A 16030-nucleotide genomic window follows, 5' to 3' on the forward strand; every position below is an offset into this window, starting at 1 on the left:
GCTCAATCATCGCTGCAGCTGAGTTCTTAATTTTGCTCGCGAAGCTTGATCGGCTTGAACACGAACCAAGGCCGCACTGATGGATTTGTTGGGCTGAGTCAACAATCTGTCGGCTCTTGCGTAGAAATTGCTAGCGCTTTCCAAGTCACCTGTCACCTCAGCGCAGACCCCCAGGTTATAGAAAAGCTCCGGTGAATTCTGCTCAGAAACGGCGACATCTCGCCACATCTCGCACGCACGGTCCAATCTCCCCTCCTTCGCGAAGGCTGAGGCATTGTTGAAGCGCTCCCTCATTTGCGGCGCACCGATGCGTTCGCCTGGCCCAAGCACATCAAGCGTGCGTGCAGTCGCCATAGGTGCAACATCCCGTCTAAAGCTATCCATTGCAACCATCTTGGCATTCAGAAGGAGTTGCTCTCCGCTAGTAATTGGTGCGCTAGCGCCTGTATCGGGTTCGCGACAAGATTTGGAGGTCACCTCGCCAGAGTGGGCGCGCGAGTACACGATCGTTCCCGTCTCTATCGAGACTAGCTTGGGAAGGAATTCAAAGGTAGCGATACGGGTCGTGCAGCTCGCGGACGTCTCCCTCCAACGAGCACAACCGGCGTCGTAGGATTTGCCCTTCTTGTCCCGCTTTATCTCGCGCTGCGAGCAGACGGAGCGACGCTCGTTGCTGCGTTGATCGGACCACGAAGCGCTTGTGACTTTGCCCAGGTAAACACCGTTGGCGCCAAGCATTTTCCCCACCTGCGACACCGTGGAATTCTCCAGAAGGCCGCGTTCGCCCAGCCTTAACTCCCCAAGCAGGGCGTTGAGCTGACGTCGCTCGACCACTTCGAAGTAGCGCCGCTCATCGACCAAGATTCCTGCAAGCATTGTTTCAATGTCGCCCGTAACGTCCACGCGATCCTTGGCTTCAAACTGCATGACCGCCACACGCCGAATTCGGGTGGCCTCTGAGCTTTTTGCTGGCTCGAGCACATTGACGCCCACCTTCGTCACGGGCGCCGCGCATCCGGCAATCATTCCGACTACTGTCAACAACAAAAGCGGTGACACCCAATAACTTCTTAGCATGGGAGAAGACATCACTTTCCTTTCTGAAGCTTGTCGCCTAATGAACTACGCAGTTTGGTGGCGAAATCGGTGCGAAACTTGGCACGCGCAGCCTCGTCACTGAAGCCCCGCCCTTCTGCCGAAAACCCTGCAGACTGCACATGTACGGTGTAGGGAGGACGGATGACCAGCAGGGAAAACTTCTGCTGAAAAAACGTTAGTCCTCCGAGATCCGGGCTACGTACTACATGAACTGCAGACGCAGGGCGCAACAGGACCGCACCACCACTCTGCTCCAAGCCCAGCGTCGCCAAATCGTGACCACCGTTCCACACCGCGTTGAACCGTCCCTCAGCAACGAATGATGGTTTAAGCGCTATTACGTTGCCGCGCTCTCGCAAAACTTCAAGGACCAAATCGTCAAGCCCTCCCAGTTCGGAAGTGGCCACAATCGTCGACCCCCTCTGAACTGGCACGCCTACATATTTCGACCGGCGTGCGACTTGTTCTTCCGCAGCAGCTTTAGTGGCGTTCTCGCGGTCTCTCTCTCGCTTTACACGCTCCTCCGCGGCACGACATAGCGCGCCATCCTCTTTGGTAATTGGCCTTAGCACCTCCCCAATCATCGGGTGAACGCCAGGAAGTTCGAAGTACTCGCAAGTGCTGTTCGGCCTTTTATAGAACCACAAAAGTGGTCCGCCGTTGGCGCCGAAAAAATCAGCGGGCTCCGCTACGGGCTTCAGACGCAACTTCCCGCCAGCGTCGCGTTGGGCCACCATCCAAGGGCGCAACCGGGGCTCGAGTTCCGGCGTTACCGGCTTGCATGGTTGACCCGTGCGCGGATCTCTTTTAACGATGTACAGCAACCGCACTCCGTCCGTGTCCAGAACGTAGCAGCGCAGCGGCTCGCCCTCGGTGTTGAACCACGGACCGTCAACAGGGTCACTGGTCTTAAAGGCTAGGAATCCGTATGCGGCAATCCAGATGACGCCTGTGGCAGCCATGCCGATCAACTGCTTCCGCCAAGATAGAGTCAGGTTGCACTTGACGAAGATTGTGGCGGCGACAACGCCGATTGTCGTAAGTAGGATCTTTTCTACCCATGGATTCAGGTCGGTGGCAAGCTTGATTTCCCCGACGACGCTTTCGCCCATGTTCATGCCCGCCACTTTGGCAAAGATGGGCACTACGCCCCACGCGAGCAAGAGCCCACCAAGACCAAGAAGAATCCATGCGCCGAGTCTTGCGTTCATCTATCAAGCTCGGTTGGCTTTTTTGAGGGGCCGGACGTATTGGTGCGCTCAGATCGCCGTGCCAAGATGATCAATCGCCATGCAGCAACTGCAACGAACAAGAGGCCAGCCAACACTTCCAGTATCTGAATAAGCATTGCTGATTTCATGGTGCCTTTCACGTCACGACATGCGCGTCGTTACATGATGATACGTAATCTACAGTTGGCGAGGACACTTTTTTTGGCGGAGTTGCTTGTTTCATTGACTTCGTCAGCCGCCATTGAATAGCACCAACTGTTCAGAGGTGCCGCGACCGCTTAGGGAAGGTCTGCACAACACCCGCCGCACTGGGCACTGACGCGCGATGATTCAGAGGCAATACCCGCATGTTTCCTTCCTGCGCAACTTTCGCTTCTGGCCGAAAGCGCCAGTTCAGCGCTTCACGGGAGCAGGATACGTTCTACCCGAGAGTTGTGTCCACTCCAAATGGGGTAAGTTGAACCACCGATCCGCGGATTCCAAGCGCATGCTGTATGGCCCTCAACTAGATGGGAGACCATCATGGAAACCGCAGCAAATGGTATTCATCGCGAGCCGTGGAACAAAGGCAAGATCGTTGGCCAGAAGGCGCCGTTCAATGTCAAGGATATTTGGGCGTTACGCGTGCGTCTGCAGATGGAGGGACGGGTCCGCGAGCTCGCCCTCTTCAACCTCGGAATCGACAGCAAGCTGCGTGGATGCGATCTCGTGAACCTCAAGGTCCGGGATGTCTGTCACGGCGACCAAGTCGCGACGCGAGCCACCGTCATGCAACTCAAGACCCAGCGCCCGGTTCAATTCGAAATCACACCAGCCGCCAGGGAGGCCGTGCAGGCTTGGGTCAAGCAAGCTGGGTTGAAGCCGGAGAACTTCCTGTTCCCCAGTCGCTTGCACGATTCGCCCCACCTTGGAACCCGGCAATACGCACGAATCCTCGGACACTGGGTAAATGACCTTGGGCTCGACCGCGCCGACTACGGAACTCATTCGATGCGCAGAACTAAGGCGACGTTGATCTACAAGCGCACCAGGAACCTTCGCGCGGTCCAGCTGCTTCTTGGACACTCCAAACTGGAGTCGACCGTGAGATACCTAGGCATCGAGGTTGATGACGCGCTCGAGATCTCCGAGCAGACGGAGATCTAATCAGTTGCGGCGCACGCCGCAGTGATCCATCGTCGCAAGCCGTGCTCGGATGTCCCAGTAGATCGAGCCCGTTGAAGGACAGGTTTCGAAGGACCTGCCGCCGTTCGAGCGCCGCTTGCCGCAACGACCGGAAGGCGCCGCCCTTTCGCATCAATGCCTCGACAACGAATGACTGAGACCAGTCTTAAGCGGTCATGCCCGCCACCACACCGCACCAAGTAACGGCTGAATGACTCAGTACCCACATAAGCAAAGCCTCGTGGTAGAGATTTCCGGCAGGTACTTCGCAGCGAGCGCGCCCACTATCGCGATTTATTCGGGGTTCCAGAGTCAGCCATACCCAACCGTGAGGCTGCCACGCGGCGATTGGTCAAGCGGAGACGACGCTCACTCCCGGCTCTACCTGACCCTTCATGTATGCAGGGTTCCCCCAGGTGTCGACGACTCCCTGGAAATCGATGTGCCCTTTGACCGCCTCCATTACTGACTCCGCGTTCCGCGAAAGCATCTTCACGAGTCCCAAAACGTATTCGTATTCCGCTAGGTGTTTGTCGCCTAGGAGCTCCTCTAGCCGGCCGCACGATTGCGCTACGTTGCCCATAGCCTCGATGTGATTGCACGCACGAAGCGGGCCCAAAGCGAAGATGACGCCGCCTTGTGCCTGTAGCCACTGCCTTATGCGTGACTTGTCGCCGCGCAAATCCTCAGAGCCGAGGTGTGCTAGCAAAAAGGGCGTCACGGCATTGATTTTCGAGAGGACGTCGGACTCGATCCAATCAGCGATTTCACTAAACAGAGGGCCCACGCGCTTGTTTGTCATTGAGACAACGGCCTGCTGTTCCTCGCTGCTAAGCCGCTTGTCGTTGATTCCCTGAAGGTTTTTTAACCCTCTAGCCTCGGCAATGTGCTTGAGGTGCATATCGGCAGTTTTCAACCAAGCGTTTGTCGCACCTGAAACTCTGGGCACAGCCGTCACAAGATTCATACGAAGCACACTCCGTTCCCTCATGAACTCTCGCGTCTGTGTGTGGTCTGGATCCTGCAGACGAAGCGAGTCCTCTTGGAGCTGGTTGGCAGCACCCTGAGCAGCATTTGCTGCTTGGGCAATACGTATCGCTACCCAGGACCCGGCGAACGCGACTGCCGTTCCAAGCACGAGCGCCAAGTAGCTGGACAGTGTCGGCCCATCAAGGGCGACATCCTTAAGGGGGTCATTGAAGTCCTTGACCGAAAGGGCAATGAACGCGGCCGCGATGGCCGTACATACAAACAGAAGCCCTGAGAGCAGCATGATGAACTGCTTTTCGTAACTGCGCTCAAGCATCAAATCCTCTGAATAAGTCGTGACGGGCTAGGCGCTTGCGACGGTATGGTGCAAGGGCGGCAGCCCGTAAGTCCGGAAGTCAGCGCTTTAGGCCATCGTCGTGCGCGCAGGTCAATCTGACCGACAGCAAGAATATCGAGCGTGACCGACCGAGCAGGACTGTAACCGGCATTCAGCCAACCTAGTGGACGCGGGGCTTCCGTAGTCGAAAGTCTGTTCTCGAGCGTCCGCAATTAACGGCAGCAAGTCAGCGGAAAACCTTCAACATAGGTCTGGAAGTACCGATGGACGCAACTTGCCGGCTTACCGCTTCAGACTGAACTCGGACATCTGTCGTCGGAGTCCTGATCGGTCGCGACGGTGATCACCGGTCGTTGGAGCAAGCGGCACTCGACCGGCGGCAGCGCCACAAACCGGCCGCCGCCTCGACAGGAGGCAAACCCTGTCGAGAAGCCCTCATCTCAAAGCACAGGCCGCTTGCGAAAATTGCCGAGCGGCGTGCTGGCGATCCGGCCAGTCGATCTTTCCACGATATCGATCCGGAATGAGAAGCCGCCGCCCCCTCGGGCAATTCGCGTTGTCCGAACGTCGTATACCACGCCCCTCTCCCCCACGAACTTGACGTAGTGATATAGCGCGTGCGCAAAAGCTCCTCCAGGCTCGGTGGGATCGGTTGGTTCCAAGACCCACATGCCCTGATTCGGAACGAACCCGATCACATGTTGGCCGGGCGGAAGTCGGACCTGTGTCACGAAACCAAAGCCCTTCCCTTCATCGTTAACAATGGTGAGATCAGCGAACGGATCTAGCGTGCGATGGATGACCGCCACCTCGGAATCTGGAGAAGTATCGGTTTGCCACTTGGGAGCGGCACAGCCAGTGAGAAACATCAGGACCGTCAGGCACAAAGCGATTCCAACTCTCATCTCCAGATTCCTTTTCTATTGTGGGCAAGGGGTAACCTCATGCCGCGATCAGCTCAATGGATAGCCACCGCGCGCGCGACCGAATCGTAGTCGATACACAAGAGATTTGAGTATTTGATTGCTTGTTCGAGCGACCGAAAAGAAGTCCCTCTGTTGGGCGTGACCGACTTTCGTCACCGCCAGTCCGCAACCCCATGACCGGCCATTCTGATGACATGTCCAGGCTTCATCGAACGGCATCAATCAAGCGGACACCTCGAACGCCAGTTCCGGAAACTGAAGGCAGCACCCGCAGCGAAACTGAAGACCAAGTTGCAAGGGCAGTTCAAGACTGATCTCGGTCGCTTGAGGGTGGCGCCCGAACGGCAGCTACCTTACCCCAAGCAGCCACCCAGCTGGCGGCGGGATGAACCGCCCCGGGTTTGAACTGACCCCCAGAAGTTGGACGAACTTCAAGGGGTTCCATAAAAAAGTATCAAACAGCGTTCAAGCTGGAAGTTGCCAAGAGTTTTTTGGCCGGCGAAGGCAGAGCGAAGCTGCTCGCGCTGCGGTGGTCACTGGCCGAGGAGAGGCGTCACCACAAACTGGCGGACCTGTTGTAAGTAGCAGGCCTTGCCCGCAGCACGTTCTACTACCAATGCCAGGCGATCCTGCGTACCGAACAGCAGAGTGACATGGAACTCAAAATCCGCGCCGTCTATGACGAGCACGAGGGTCGCTGCGGCTACAGACGCATCACGGCAGCGCTGTGCAGGTCAATAGCAGAGCCCGTCAGGCGCAGAGCGCTCTGATCGCGTGCCTCACTTTTCTAATGCCAGACCGATGGTCGCAGCAGCGCCAGCCGGCAGTGACCCATATCCCAGATATTTAATTCCATATAGCTACAGAGAAGGCGCCTCCCTCCTTGCGGTGAAAGGGTTTCCCCGCATTCCTGACGCTGACGTCAGCGTCAATAATGCAGGCTTCAGATATCCAGGCAGAGTTATGCACACAGTTCTAATTGCCAATCGGGGTGAAATCGCCGTCAGACTCATTCGGGCCGTTCGCGAGCTCGGATGGCGATCCATCGCCATCTGTCCTTCGGACGATGCGAAGGCATTGCACACGAGGCTGGCTGACGAGACGGTAGAGATACCGGGGGTTGGCACCGCTGCCTATCTGGACATGGATGCGCTCATCGGCGCTGCGGTGCGGGCGGGCTGTACCGCCATCCATCCCGGCTATGGGTTTCTGAGTGAAAACGCCGAGTTCGCGCGCCGTTGCGCCGCCGCTGGCGTATTGTTTGTGGGCCCCGTGCCAGAGGTGCTGGAGCTCTTCGGCGACAAGTCCCGAGCGCGAGAGTACGCAATAGGTCGCAATGTCCCTGTCGTTCCAGGCACGACAGGCGCCACGACGCTGGAGGAAGCCCAGGCCTTTGCGCGTGCGCACGGCGCGGTGATGGTCAAGGCCGTTGCCGGAGGCGGCGGCCGAGGCATGCGCCAAGTCACGGATCTCGACGCGCTTGAGGCGGCATATGAGCAGGCGTCGTCCGAGGCGGCGAAGGCGTTCGGTGAAGGCGCCGTCTACGTTGAGAAGCTGGTCATCCGTCCGCGCCATATCGAGGTGCAAGTCATTGGTGACGGATCTGGGGCTGTCGTCGCATTGGGGGAGCGTGACTGCGGCATTCAGCGCAGGCATCAGAAGTTGGTCGAAGTGGCCCCGAGCCCTTGGCTGTCCGATGATCTGCGGGCGCGCATTACCGAGGCGGCCTTGCAGCTGGCTCGGGGGGTGAACTACAAGAGCCTGGGCACCTTCGAGTTTCTTGTCAGTGGCGACGAGTTCTGGTTCATGGAGGCCAACCCCCGGCTTCAGGTCGAGCACACCGTGACCGAGGCGGTGACCGGCGTGGACTTGGTCACCTCGCAATTGCGCGTGGCCGATGGCGCCCGACTTGATGATCTGGGACTGCTCAGTGCGCCGAGCCTTCGTGGCGTGGCAATCCAGGTGCGAGTCAACACGGAAACACTGGACGTAACCGGCGCGCCAATTGCTAGTGCTGGCACCCTGCGGCGCTTCGAACTGCCCACCGGGCCGGGAGTTCGGGTGGACACGTACGGCTATCCCGGTTACGCCACCAGCCCCCGCTATGACTCCCTGCTGGCAAAAGTCATCTGCCATGGCTCCGACCTGCGTCAGACGGCCGCACGCATGTGTGCAGCGCTTGAAGAGATCGTGATTGAAGGCGTGGCCACCAATCTCGATCTGCTGCACGGCATCGTGGCGTCTCCTGCATTTGTCTCCTGCCCCTGGGACACCGGCTTCATTACCGAGCACTTCGCCACGCTGCACGACCATCGAAGACCCGCGCGAGGCGCGGAGGCAGTCGCCGAAGAGCAGTCGTGTGGCCAGAGGCACGAAATACCTGCCGACGCTATCGCTGTCGTCGCTCCCAGCCCCGGTGTGGTGCTGAAGTTGTTGATGGCGCCTGGCAGCGTGATGACTTCTGGCGCGCCGGTTGCCATCATCGAAGCGATGAAGATGGAGCATGTGGTGAATGCTTCGGCCGCATTCAAGGTCGAAGCGTGCCTGGTGTCCGTCGGTGATGTTATCGAGGCCGGCGCCGTGCTGGCATACGGCCGCGCTGTGGACGCCATCGAGCATGTCGCCGCATGCGTTGAAGCGCACTCGCCGGATGAGGACTGGTCGCTAGAAGTTGCTGAGATTGAGCGGCGGCACAAGAGTGCATTGGCGATGGGAGGCCCGGAGAAGGTCGCGAGGCAGCACGCGGAGGGAAAATTGGACGCGCGTGCTCGGGTCGAGCAGATCGCCGATGTCGGATCGTTTTCTGAAATCGGGGCCTTGGCAGGGTTCGGGAAGTACGACGATCCTGGCGCCAAGGCAGGCTTTACCGCCGCAAACTTCGTGGCAGGAACAGCGCGCATCGACGGCCGCAAGGTCGTCCTTGGTGTTGACGACTTCACCCTGCGCGCCGGCTCTGGCGACGCGGCTATCCATGCGAAACAAATCTTTGCTGAACGGTATGCGCAGGAGATGCGCCTTCCTGTCGTGCGCCTGCTTGATGGGGCCAGTGGAGGCGGTTCGGTCAAGATGGTCAGTGAGGCTGGTTTCACCTACATCCCGGTGAACCCGGGATGGGATGCGGTAGTCGACAACCTTTCCCTTGTCCCAGTAGTCTCCGCGGCGCTCGGCCCGGCCGTCGGCCTGGGGGCGGCGCGACTTGTGATGTCGCACCTGTCGATCATGGTGGAGAAACTCGGGCAGATGTTCACCGCCGGGCCCCCTGTGGTGCTGGGTGGAACGGGTGAGCGCCTGACCAAAGAGGAGCTTGGCGGCGCAGCGGTGCATGGCGCCACTGGTGCCATCGAGCGCATAGTGCCAAGCGAGCAGGCCGCCTTCGACACGATTCGAAGCTTCCTCTCGTACTTGCCGAGCAGCGTCTTCGAACTTCCCCCTGTGATCGGCACTGACGACCCGAGTGACCGCCGCGAGAACGCACTGATTGCGGCCGTGCCGCGCAGCTCGCGCCGCCCCTACGATCTCCAGCAGATATTCGCGGCGATCTTTGACGCCGGCTCGGTGTTTCCTTACGCCGGTTACGGTGGAAGCACCATCACCGCACTGGCGCGCTTGGCTGGTCATCCGGTGGGCGTGATCGCGACCGACCCGTCGCAGGGTGTCACGATGTCCACCGAGGGCGCCTTGGCGGTCACGCGGCTCGTGGACCTGTGCGAGACCTTCCACCTGCCCATCGTCAGTTTGACCGATCAAGGTGGCATGAGCATCGGATCTGCCGCGGAACGCGCCGCGACGATCCGGCATGGAGCTCGCGCAATCACGGCAATCTATCAAGCGAGGGTTCCGCAAGCCGAAGTGATCATCCGGCGGGTCTACGGCGTAGGGGGCGCAGGGATCGTTAATCGCCACCGCGCGAGCCGCTGCTGGGCCTGGCCGTCGGGCGACTGGGGCTCACTGCCATCCAAGGGCGGAATCGAGGCCGCCTTCCGGGCCCAGATCGCGGCGTCCAAGGACCCCGAGGCCGAGCTGACCAGGCTGGTCACGCTGATGGAAGCCGTCTCTTCGCCGTTCAGGACCGCCGAGCACTTCGGCGTGCAGGACATCATCGATCCGCGCGAAAGCCGCCCCTTGCTGTGCGACTGGGTCCTTGATGCGTATCGATTGCTGCCTGAGCAGATTGGCAGGCCCTCGTTTGGCACCAGACCTTGATGGAGAAGACACCATGACCACGCAATTTCTACAAGAACTTGAATCGATTGCACGCGCGCTCGTCGCCGACGGTGAGCTGATCACCGAACGCCTTGACCATTGGGTCACCACCTCGCCGGACAAGACCTTCTTCCACTATGGCGAGGACGACATCACCTACACCTACCGCGAGTTCGGCCGAATCACCGACGCGATCGCCGGCAACCTCGTCACGCAGGGCGTAGCGAAGGGTGACAGAGTGAGCGTGTTCTCCACCAATGCGTTGGTTTCCGCATTGGTTATGTTCGCGGTCTGGAAAGCCGGGGCCGTATACGCACCAGTCAACTTCAGCTTCACGGGCAGGCTGCTGACCTACCAGATCAACGATACCGCGCCGCGCGTTTTGATCACCGACCCCGGACTGTTGCCCGCCGTCAATGCGGTTGCCAAGGATCTCCAGCAACTGCCCAAGGTTGTCCTGTATGTGCCGCCGCAAGGTCGGCATGACCATGTCGACAAGCCGGAACCGATCGACTCCCGGTTCCCGACGCTTGCGTGGGATGACCTGACCGTGGATGCCGAACGTCCCGATGTATCAATCGCCTTCGACGATCCGGCCAACATCGTCTACACCTCGGGAACCACGGGGCCCGCCAAGGGTGTTCTGCAACCCCATCGCTGGATGGCCGGCTACACCTACACCCTGCGTCTCCCGATGTCGCCGGCGGACGTGATCTACAACGACCTCCCGCTGTATCACGTGGGGGGTGCCATTGCCAATGTGGTGCGCGCCGCTTGGGTCGGGTGCGAGGTGGCGGTGTGGGACAAGTTCTCCGCGAAAGACTTCTGGTCGCGTATCGCTTCGCGCAAGGTCACCACCGCCATCTTGCTGGACGTGATGATTCCTTGGCTGATGAAGGTCCCCGAGAGCACGGACGACCGTAACAACACGCTCAACAAGGTGCACATGCAGCCGCTGCCGTTTCACCACCACGACGTGGCGAAGCGCTTCGGCATTGATATCGTCACAGCGGGATTCGGGCAGACCGAATCTGGAGTGCCCCTGGGGATCTTTATCGAAGAGATGCCTGAGGGGGAGGGAACGCCAGCGGAACTCTACCGCGGGCTCTCGCGCAAACAGATTGCGGATCGTGTGAGTGCATCGGGTCTCACCCTGGTGCCCGGAAAGGATGTCGTTCGCAAAGGCGTCATGGGGACGCCGATCCCTTTCATGGAAGTCATCGTGCTCGACGAGCAGGATCGTCCATGCAAAGTGGGTCAGCCTGGAGAGCTCGCGATTCGGCCGAAGCTGCCCGGCTTGATCCTCACAGAGTACGTCGGCAAACCCCAGGCTACGGTCTTGGCGTGGCGCAACCTGTGGTTTCACACCGGAGACGCCGCGGTTCTCCAGCCCGATGGCATGTTTGACTTCGTAGACCGGCTGGGCGACCGGATCCGGGTTCGCGGGGAGAACCTGTCGTCATTCCAGGTCGAGGACTTGCTGAACCAGCATGCAAAGGTGCAGATGGCTGCCGTTCTTTCAATCCCCAGCGCCGAGGGTGATGAAGACGATATTGCAGCCTTCGTCGTGCCCGTGGAGGGCGCAACCCTCACGGAGGAAGACGTGCGGACGTTCTCAAGTATCACGATGCCGAAGTACATGCGCCCCAGGCACATCCGCATCGTGTCGGAAATCCCGCGCACCCCGACCAACAAGGTCGAGAAATACAAGTTGCGTGCTCGGCTGCTGGAGGAATTCAAGGCGAAGGTGATGCTGTCATGAAAGAGATCACTCCGATTCCCGCCTCAGAGGCTTCGCGGTTGACGCGTACTGACAAGGGCCATGAGACGCGCAAGCAATTGCTCTCGGCCGCTGCACGTGTTTTCGCCCAGCTCGGTTTTGCCGACACCACGGTCAACCACATCACCAAGGAAGCGAAGGTCTCTCGTCCAGCGTTCTATCTCTACTTCGCATCCAAGCAAGAGGTATTCGCAGAAGTCGTCGCCCTCGTGCGGGACGAGTTCATCGCCGTGCACGAGAACCCGGACGTTGACGAATCGGATCCCGTCGCGCTGGCCAGTGCAGCCAGTCGGGCCTTTCTCGTGGTCAGGGCGGCCAATCACGGCCTGCTCAGTGTCATCGAGCATCAGGCCATCTACGACGTGCAGATTGCAGAAATGTGGGCGGAGATTCAGCTGCGCCCGATGCGTCGCGTTGCCCGCTATGTCAGGCGGCTGAGCGCGGAAGGTGTGGCGCATCCCCCGGCATCTCCAGACGTCGTCGCCAGGGCTGTCGTCGGGATATTCACTCAGTTCGGAGCCCATGCTCCTGAAGATCCGCAGGACTTCGATGACCTGGTCAAGCAACTGACGGCGATCTTCCTGCGCTTGCTGGGCATCCCGGGACCACAAGTGTCGGGCCAATCCAACGCGCCCAGAGGGGACGGGGGTACCCATGACTGAACACACGCCACCTGTTGCACCGCTGCTGGACGTGCGGAACCTGCAGGTCGCGTTTCAGACGCGCCAGGGACTGCTCGCCGTCACACACGACGTTTGCTTCTCCGTCATGCAAGGCGAGCGCATTGGACTTGTCGGTGAGAGTGGGTGCGGCAAATCGGTGACGGGTCTGGCTCTGATGCGCCTGTTGCCCACCGATGTGGCCCGGGTCAGCGGTCAGGTGCTGTTGCAGGGCAAAGATCTGAGTCAGCTGTCCGAGCATCAGATGCGTGCAGTGCGGGGAAGCGAAATGGCCATGATCTTTCAGGAGCCCATGTCGGCTCTTGATCCGGTCTTCACGATCGGCGAGCAGATCGCCGAGGCGTTCCGGGCTCACTTTCCCTCTCGTGCCGAGGAAGCAATCGAACGGGCGATGCACGTGCTGGAGCAAGTGGGCATCGCGCTGCCTCGCCAGCGCTATTACGAGTACCCACATCAGCTTTCGGGTGGGATGCGGCAGCGCGTGATGATCGCCATGGCGCTGATCTGCGAGCCCAAACTGCTGATCGCCGATGAGCCCACCACGGCGCTCGACGTCACGGTGCAGGCGCAGATTCTGGATCTGTTGCGCGATCTGAGCGAGCGCACCGGGACAGCGTTGATTCTCATCACCCATGACCTGGGCGTGGTGGCCGAAATCTGCACGCGCATGGTCACCATGTATGCCGGCGAGGTGGTTGAGGATGCGCCCGTGGAGGACGCGTTGCTGTCTCCACGCCATCCCTACACCTCGGGCCTGCTGCGCTCGCTGCCGCACTTTAGCCCGCGAAATGCGCCTCTTGCCTTCATCCCTGGGAGGGTGCCTTTGCCCGATGCAATGCCTGAGAGCTGCCGTTTCATGGCGCGTTGTGCTCACGCAGCCAGTCCTTGCCGCATTGAGCAAATCTTGCGACCGATCGACGAACACCGCCGCAGTGTGCGCTGTGTTCGCGCTCAGGATCTGAATCTTCCGGGAGTCAGCGCCCATGTCTAGGATCGACGCCTCCAGCCCGGTTCTGCAAGTCCGTGACCTGAGTATCGAGTTCCCGACGCAACAGCGGCATGTCACCGTCAAAGCGGTCAATGGTGTGAGTTTCGACGTCTATGCGGGCGAAACCTTCGGCGTCATTGGCGAATCGGGGTCCGGAAAGACAACCTTGGGTCGGGCTCTTGTCTCGCTGATTCCTCCCACCCGTGGTGAGTTGCTGCAAGGCGGTGTCCAGCCGTCATCGCTCAGCAAGAAAGCGTTGCGCGAGCATCGCCGTGACTTCCAGATCCTGTTCCAGGACCCCAACGCGGCGCTCAACCCGCGAATGCGCATCGTCGACTCCGTCATGGAGCCGCTTGAGGTGGCGGGCCATCGTGATCAACAGGCAAACCGCGCTGCTGCACTTCAGGCGATGGCGCGCGTGGGACTGCCGACAGAGTTCGCCGAGCGCTACCCGCATCAACTCTCCGGCGGGCAAAAACAGCGCGTCATCATTGCCCGAGCACTCACCCTCAAGCCACGCCTGATCGTCTGCGATGAAGTCGTCGCCGCGCTGGACGTGTCCATCCGGGGCGAGGTATTGAACCTTTTTGCGGATCTTCAGCGCGAGTTCGGGCTGACTTATGTGTTCATCACGCACGACCTGTCGGTCGTCTCGCATATCAGCGATCGCATCGCGGTGATGTACCTGGGCAGTCTCATGGAGCTGGGTCCCTCCCAAGCTCTCTCAGAAGCGCCGCTCCACCCCTATACCCAAGCGCTCCTGTCTGCCGAACCCATACCGATCCCACGATCCATGCGCGATTCGCAGCGGATTCATCTGCAAGGCGAGGTTCCTAGTCCGATGAATCCGCCGTCAGGTTGCCCCTTTCGAACGCGGTGTCCCAAAGCGATCGAAGCCTGCGCCCAATCGCGCCCTGTCCTGACTGAGCATGTGCCCGGGCACTGGGTGGCTTGCCACCTTGCAGGGCATTAGGGCTCCGTTATCCATTCATTGCCCCCAGACAAATTCACCTCAACTCAAAAGGAGACAAGCATGAATCGGTTCGAAAACTCTGCTGTAGACACACTCATGCCCGAGATGCCGCGTCGTCAGATGCTGGCGTGGCTTGGTGGCTTGGCCTGCACCGCGGCAGCCATGCCGGCTTGGGCGCAGCCGGCGGCCAAGAGAGGTGGCGTCCTGCGGATTGCATCGCTGGCAAACCCTTCCAGTCTCGATCCCGCAACCGGGGGATCGGGCTATGACCATACCTATCTCTGGACGATCTACGATACCCTGGTCGAATGGGACTATGAGTCCTTGAGAACCCGCCCCGGGATGGCAGAGTTTCAGTTCTCGGATCAGAAAACGCTGGTCCTCAATATCAAGCCGGGCATCACGTTCCATGACGGCACGCCTTGCGATGCAGCAGCAGTCAAGTTCAACCTCGACCGGAATCGACAGGACGTCCGCTCAAACGTCAAGAGCGACCTGAGCACGATCGAATCGGTGAATGTCACGGGTCCGCTGCAAGTCACTGTGAAGTTGAATGCCGCCGATGTGACCTTGCCCGCCGTGCTTTCAGATCGAGCGGGCATGATGGTTTCCCCCAAGGCCGTGCAGGCACTCGGCAAAGACCACGACCGCATGCCGGTGGGCGCAGGCCCCTGGAAGTTTGTCAGCTGGGCGGACAATCAGAAGGTGGTTGTGGCACGGAACGAGAAGTACTGGCGTTCGGGTCTGCCAAATATCGACGGTATCGAGTTCTCAATCATTTCGGACCACGCTACGGCGTTGCGCACGGTGACGGCCGGGCAGAACGACCTGGTCTATGGATTGTCGGCTCGCTACAAGCCGCTGATCGAGCGTGCGAAGGACCTGAGCTTGATCACCTCGCCAACACTCTACGTCCATCAGATCTACTTCAACTGGTCTCGCGGACCGTTGTCGAATCCCAAGGTGCGTCAGGCGATCAACTTCGCGATCGATCGCAATTCGTTCATCTCCGCCGGAATGGGCGGAGTGGGTGAGGTCGCCGGCATGTATTTGCCGTCGGTGCACTGGGCCTTTGACAAGAGTGTGTCTGACCTCTACCCGCACGATCCGGAGCGGGCCCGCAAGCTGCTGGCGGAATCCGGCCTGGGGAGCAACGTCGAGATAACCATCGGCGGCTGGAATGACCAGGATGCTCTTCGCCGCAACGAAATCGTGATGGAGCAACTGGGCAAGGTAGGCATCCGCTGCAAGTTCTCGGTCGCCACGGTTCCGGAAGTTTCGGGTCAATTCTTCGGAAACGAGAAAAAGTTCGATGCCATGCTTTCCGCCTGGACGGGTCGGCCCGACCCGACGATGACGTACTTGGCGCTGTTTTCCAAGGACTCCTACTACAACGCCGGGCGGACAGAGGCTTCGTCTGGCATCAGCGCCTTGCTGTTGGAGAGCCGCGAGAAATTCGGTCAAAACGAGCGCAAGGCGGTGTTCAGCAAGCTCCAGCGGCTGATCATGGAGGGCGCCTACTCTGCCCCCCTGGCCTTTCAGTACGACGTCATAGGCGTTGGCCCCAAGGTCAAGGGCTTCAAGCCCAACTTGCTGGGAAAGCCGAAACTCCTCGACGCATCCTTGTCTTGAGCGGGCGGGAGAATCACTGATGGCGAA

Annotated in this window: 13 protein-coding genes; 8 read left to right on the forward strand and 5 right to left on the reverse strand. The window is 59.8% G+C overall.

Annotation, left to right across the window (positions count from 1 at the left end; all coding sequences use genetic code 11):
- Nucleotides 1-6: 6 nt before the first annotated feature.
- Nucleotides 7-1089: a CsgG/HfaB family protein gene (locus tag IV113_RS16040; RefSeq protein ID WP_291086914.1), complete on the reverse strand. Its 1083-nt coding sequence runs from the start codon at nucleotides 1087-1089 to the stop codon at nucleotides 7-9.
- Nucleotides 1089-2309 carry a hypothetical protein gene (locus IV113_RS16045; RefSeq protein WP_291086915.1) on the reverse strand — a complete coding sequence of 407 codons (1221 nt, stop codon included), beginning with the start codon at nucleotides 2307-2309 and terminating at the stop codon, nucleotides 1089-1091. Before IV113_RS16045 ends, IV113_RS16040 begins: the two co-directional genes overlap by 1 nt.
- Nucleotides 2310-2852: 543 nt before the next feature.
- Here IV113_RS16045 and IV113_RS16050 point away from each other — a divergent pair.
- Nucleotides 2853-3476, forward strand: coding sequence for a tyrosine-type recombinase/integrase (locus tag IV113_RS16050; RefSeq protein ID WP_291086916.1), 624 nt, complete (start codon nucleotides 2853-2855; stop codon nucleotides 3474-3476).
- Between the two features lie 370 nt (nucleotides 3477-3846).
- Here the strand turns inward: IV113_RS16050 and IV113_RS16055 are convergent, their stop codons facing one another.
- The 3 genes from IV113_RS16055 to IV113_RS16065 all read right to left on the reverse strand — a co-directional run bounded on the left by IV113_RS16055 (nucleotide 3847) and on the right by IV113_RS16065 (nucleotide 6436).
- The gene (locus IV113_RS16055; RefSeq protein ID WP_291086917.1) at nucleotides 3847-4800 is read right to left on the reverse strand and encodes a hypothetical protein; all 954 of its coding nucleotides are present in this window, start codon (nucleotides 4798-4800) and stop codon (nucleotides 3847-3849) included.
- 461 nt (nucleotides 4801-5261) lie between these two features.
- The gene (locus IV113_RS16060; RefSeq protein ID WP_291086919.1) at nucleotides 5262-5726 is read right to left on the reverse strand and encodes a hypothetical protein; all 465 of its coding nucleotides are present in this window, start codon (nucleotides 5724-5726) and stop codon (nucleotides 5262-5264) included.
- Between the two features lie 554 nt (nucleotides 5727-6280).
- On the reverse strand, nucleotides 6281-6436 hold the full coding sequence (locus IV113_RS16065) for a hypothetical protein (RefSeq protein WP_291086920.1): 156 nt from the start codon (nucleotides 6434-6436) through the stop codon (nucleotides 6281-6283).
- On the opposite strand from IV113_RS16065, the gene IV113_RS26255 reads away from it, so the two are divergent.
- The 7 genes from IV113_RS26255 to IV113_RS16095 all read left to right on the forward strand — a co-directional run bounded on the left by IV113_RS26255 (nucleotide 6401) and on the right by IV113_RS16095 (nucleotide 16003).
- A complete protein-coding gene (locus IV113_RS26255; RefSeq protein ID WP_363318628.1) occupies nucleotides 6401-6517 on the forward strand; it encodes an IS3 family transposase in 117 nt (38 codons plus the stop codon). The genes IV113_RS16065 and IV113_RS26255 overlap by 36 nt on opposite strands.
- A 193-nt stretch (nucleotides 6518-6710) precedes the next feature.
- Nucleotides 6711-9950 carry a carboxyl transferase domain-containing protein gene (locus IV113_RS16070; RefSeq protein WP_291086922.1) on the forward strand — a complete coding sequence of 1080 codons (3240 nt, stop codon included), beginning with the start codon at nucleotides 6711-6713 and terminating at the stop codon, nucleotides 9948-9950.
- 13 nt (nucleotides 9951-9963) lie between these two features.
- Nucleotides 9964-11712 carry an AMP-binding protein gene (locus tag IV113_RS16075; protein ID WP_291086924.1) on the forward strand — a complete coding sequence of 583 codons (1749 nt, stop codon included), beginning with the start codon at nucleotides 9964-9966 and terminating at the stop codon, nucleotides 11710-11712.
- Nucleotides 11709-12392, forward strand: a complete 684-nt coding sequence (locus tag IV113_RS16080) for a TetR/AcrR family transcriptional regulator (protein ID WP_291086926.1) — start codon at nucleotides 11709-11711, stop codon at nucleotides 12390-12392. Before IV113_RS16075 ends, IV113_RS16080 begins: the two co-directional genes overlap by 4 nt.
- On the forward strand, nucleotides 12385-13401 hold the full coding sequence (locus tag IV113_RS16085) for an ABC transporter ATP-binding protein (protein WP_291086928.1): 1017 nt from the start codon (nucleotides 12385-12387) through the stop codon (nucleotides 13399-13401). Before IV113_RS16080 ends, IV113_RS16085 begins: the two co-directional genes overlap by 8 nt.
- Complete coding sequence (locus IV113_RS16090) at nucleotides 13394-14371, forward strand: oligopeptide/dipeptide ABC transporter ATP-binding protein (protein ID WP_291086930.1); 978 nt, start codon at nucleotides 13394-13396, stop codon at nucleotides 14369-14371. Before IV113_RS16085 ends, IV113_RS16090 begins: the two co-directional genes overlap by 8 nt.
- Before the next feature lie 60 nt (nucleotides 14372-14431).
- Nucleotides 14432-16003 carry an ABC transporter substrate-binding protein gene (locus IV113_RS16095; RefSeq protein WP_291086932.1) on the forward strand — a complete coding sequence of 524 codons (1572 nt, stop codon included), beginning with the start codon at nucleotides 14432-14434 and terminating at the stop codon, nucleotides 16001-16003.
- Nucleotides 16004-16030: the final 27 nt, after the last annotated feature.

It is taken from the genome of Hydrogenophaga sp. (genome assembly GCF_018780385.1).
Lineage (GTDB): Bacteria > Pseudomonadota > Gammaproteobacteria > Burkholderiales > Burkholderiaceae_C > Hydrogenophaga.

What these genes read in the sequence shown, in the direction of transcription:
- IV113_RS16070 (WP_291086922.1), top strand. Translation starts at nt 6,711, where the DNA reads ATGCACACAGTTCTAATTGCCAATCGGGGTGAAATCGCCGTCAGACTC.
- IV113_RS16075 (WP_291086924.1), top strand. Translation starts at nt 9,964, where the DNA reads ATGACCACGCAATTTCTACAAGAACTTGAATCGATTGCACGCGCGCTC.
- IV113_RS16090 (WP_291086930.1), top strand. Translation starts at nt 13,394, where the DNA reads ATGTCTAGGATCGACGCCTCCAGCCCGGTTCTGCAAGTCCGTGACCTG.
- IV113_RS26255 (WP_363318628.1), top strand. Translation starts at nt 6,401, where the DNA reads ATGGAACTCAAAATCCGCGCCGTCTATGACGAGCACGAGGGTCGCTGC.
- IV113_RS16050 (WP_291086916.1), top strand. Translation starts at nt 2,853, where the DNA reads ATGGAAACCGCAGCAAATGGTATTCATCGCGAGCCGTGGAACAAAGGC.
- IV113_RS16045 (WP_291086915.1), bottom strand. Translation starts at nt 2,309, where the DNA reads ATGAACGCAAGACTCGGCGCATGGATTCTTCTTGGTCTTGGTGGGCTC.
- IV113_RS16055 (WP_291086917.1), bottom strand. Translation starts at nt 4,800, where the DNA reads ATGCTTGAGCGCAGTTACGAAAAGCAGTTCATCATGCTGCTCTCAGGG.
- IV113_RS16085 (WP_291086928.1), top strand. Translation starts at nt 12,385, where the DNA reads ATGACTGAACACACGCCACCTGTTGCACCGCTGCTGGACGTGCGGAAC.
- IV113_RS16095 (WP_291086932.1), top strand. Translation starts at nt 14,432, where the DNA reads ATGAATCGGTTCGAAAACTCTGCTGTAGACACACTCATGCCCGAGATG.
- IV113_RS16060 (WP_291086919.1), bottom strand. Translation starts at nt 5,726, where the DNA reads ATGAGAGTTGGAATCGCTTTGTGCCTGACGGTCCTGATGTTTCTCACT.
- IV113_RS16080 (WP_291086926.1), top strand. Translation starts at nt 11,709, where the DNA reads ATGAAAGAGATCACTCCGATTCCCGCCTCAGAGGCTTCGCGGTTGACG.
- IV113_RS16040 (WP_291086914.1), bottom strand. Translation starts at nt 1,089, where the DNA reads ATGTCTTCTCCCATGCTAAGAAGTTATTGGGTGTCACCGCTTTTGTTG.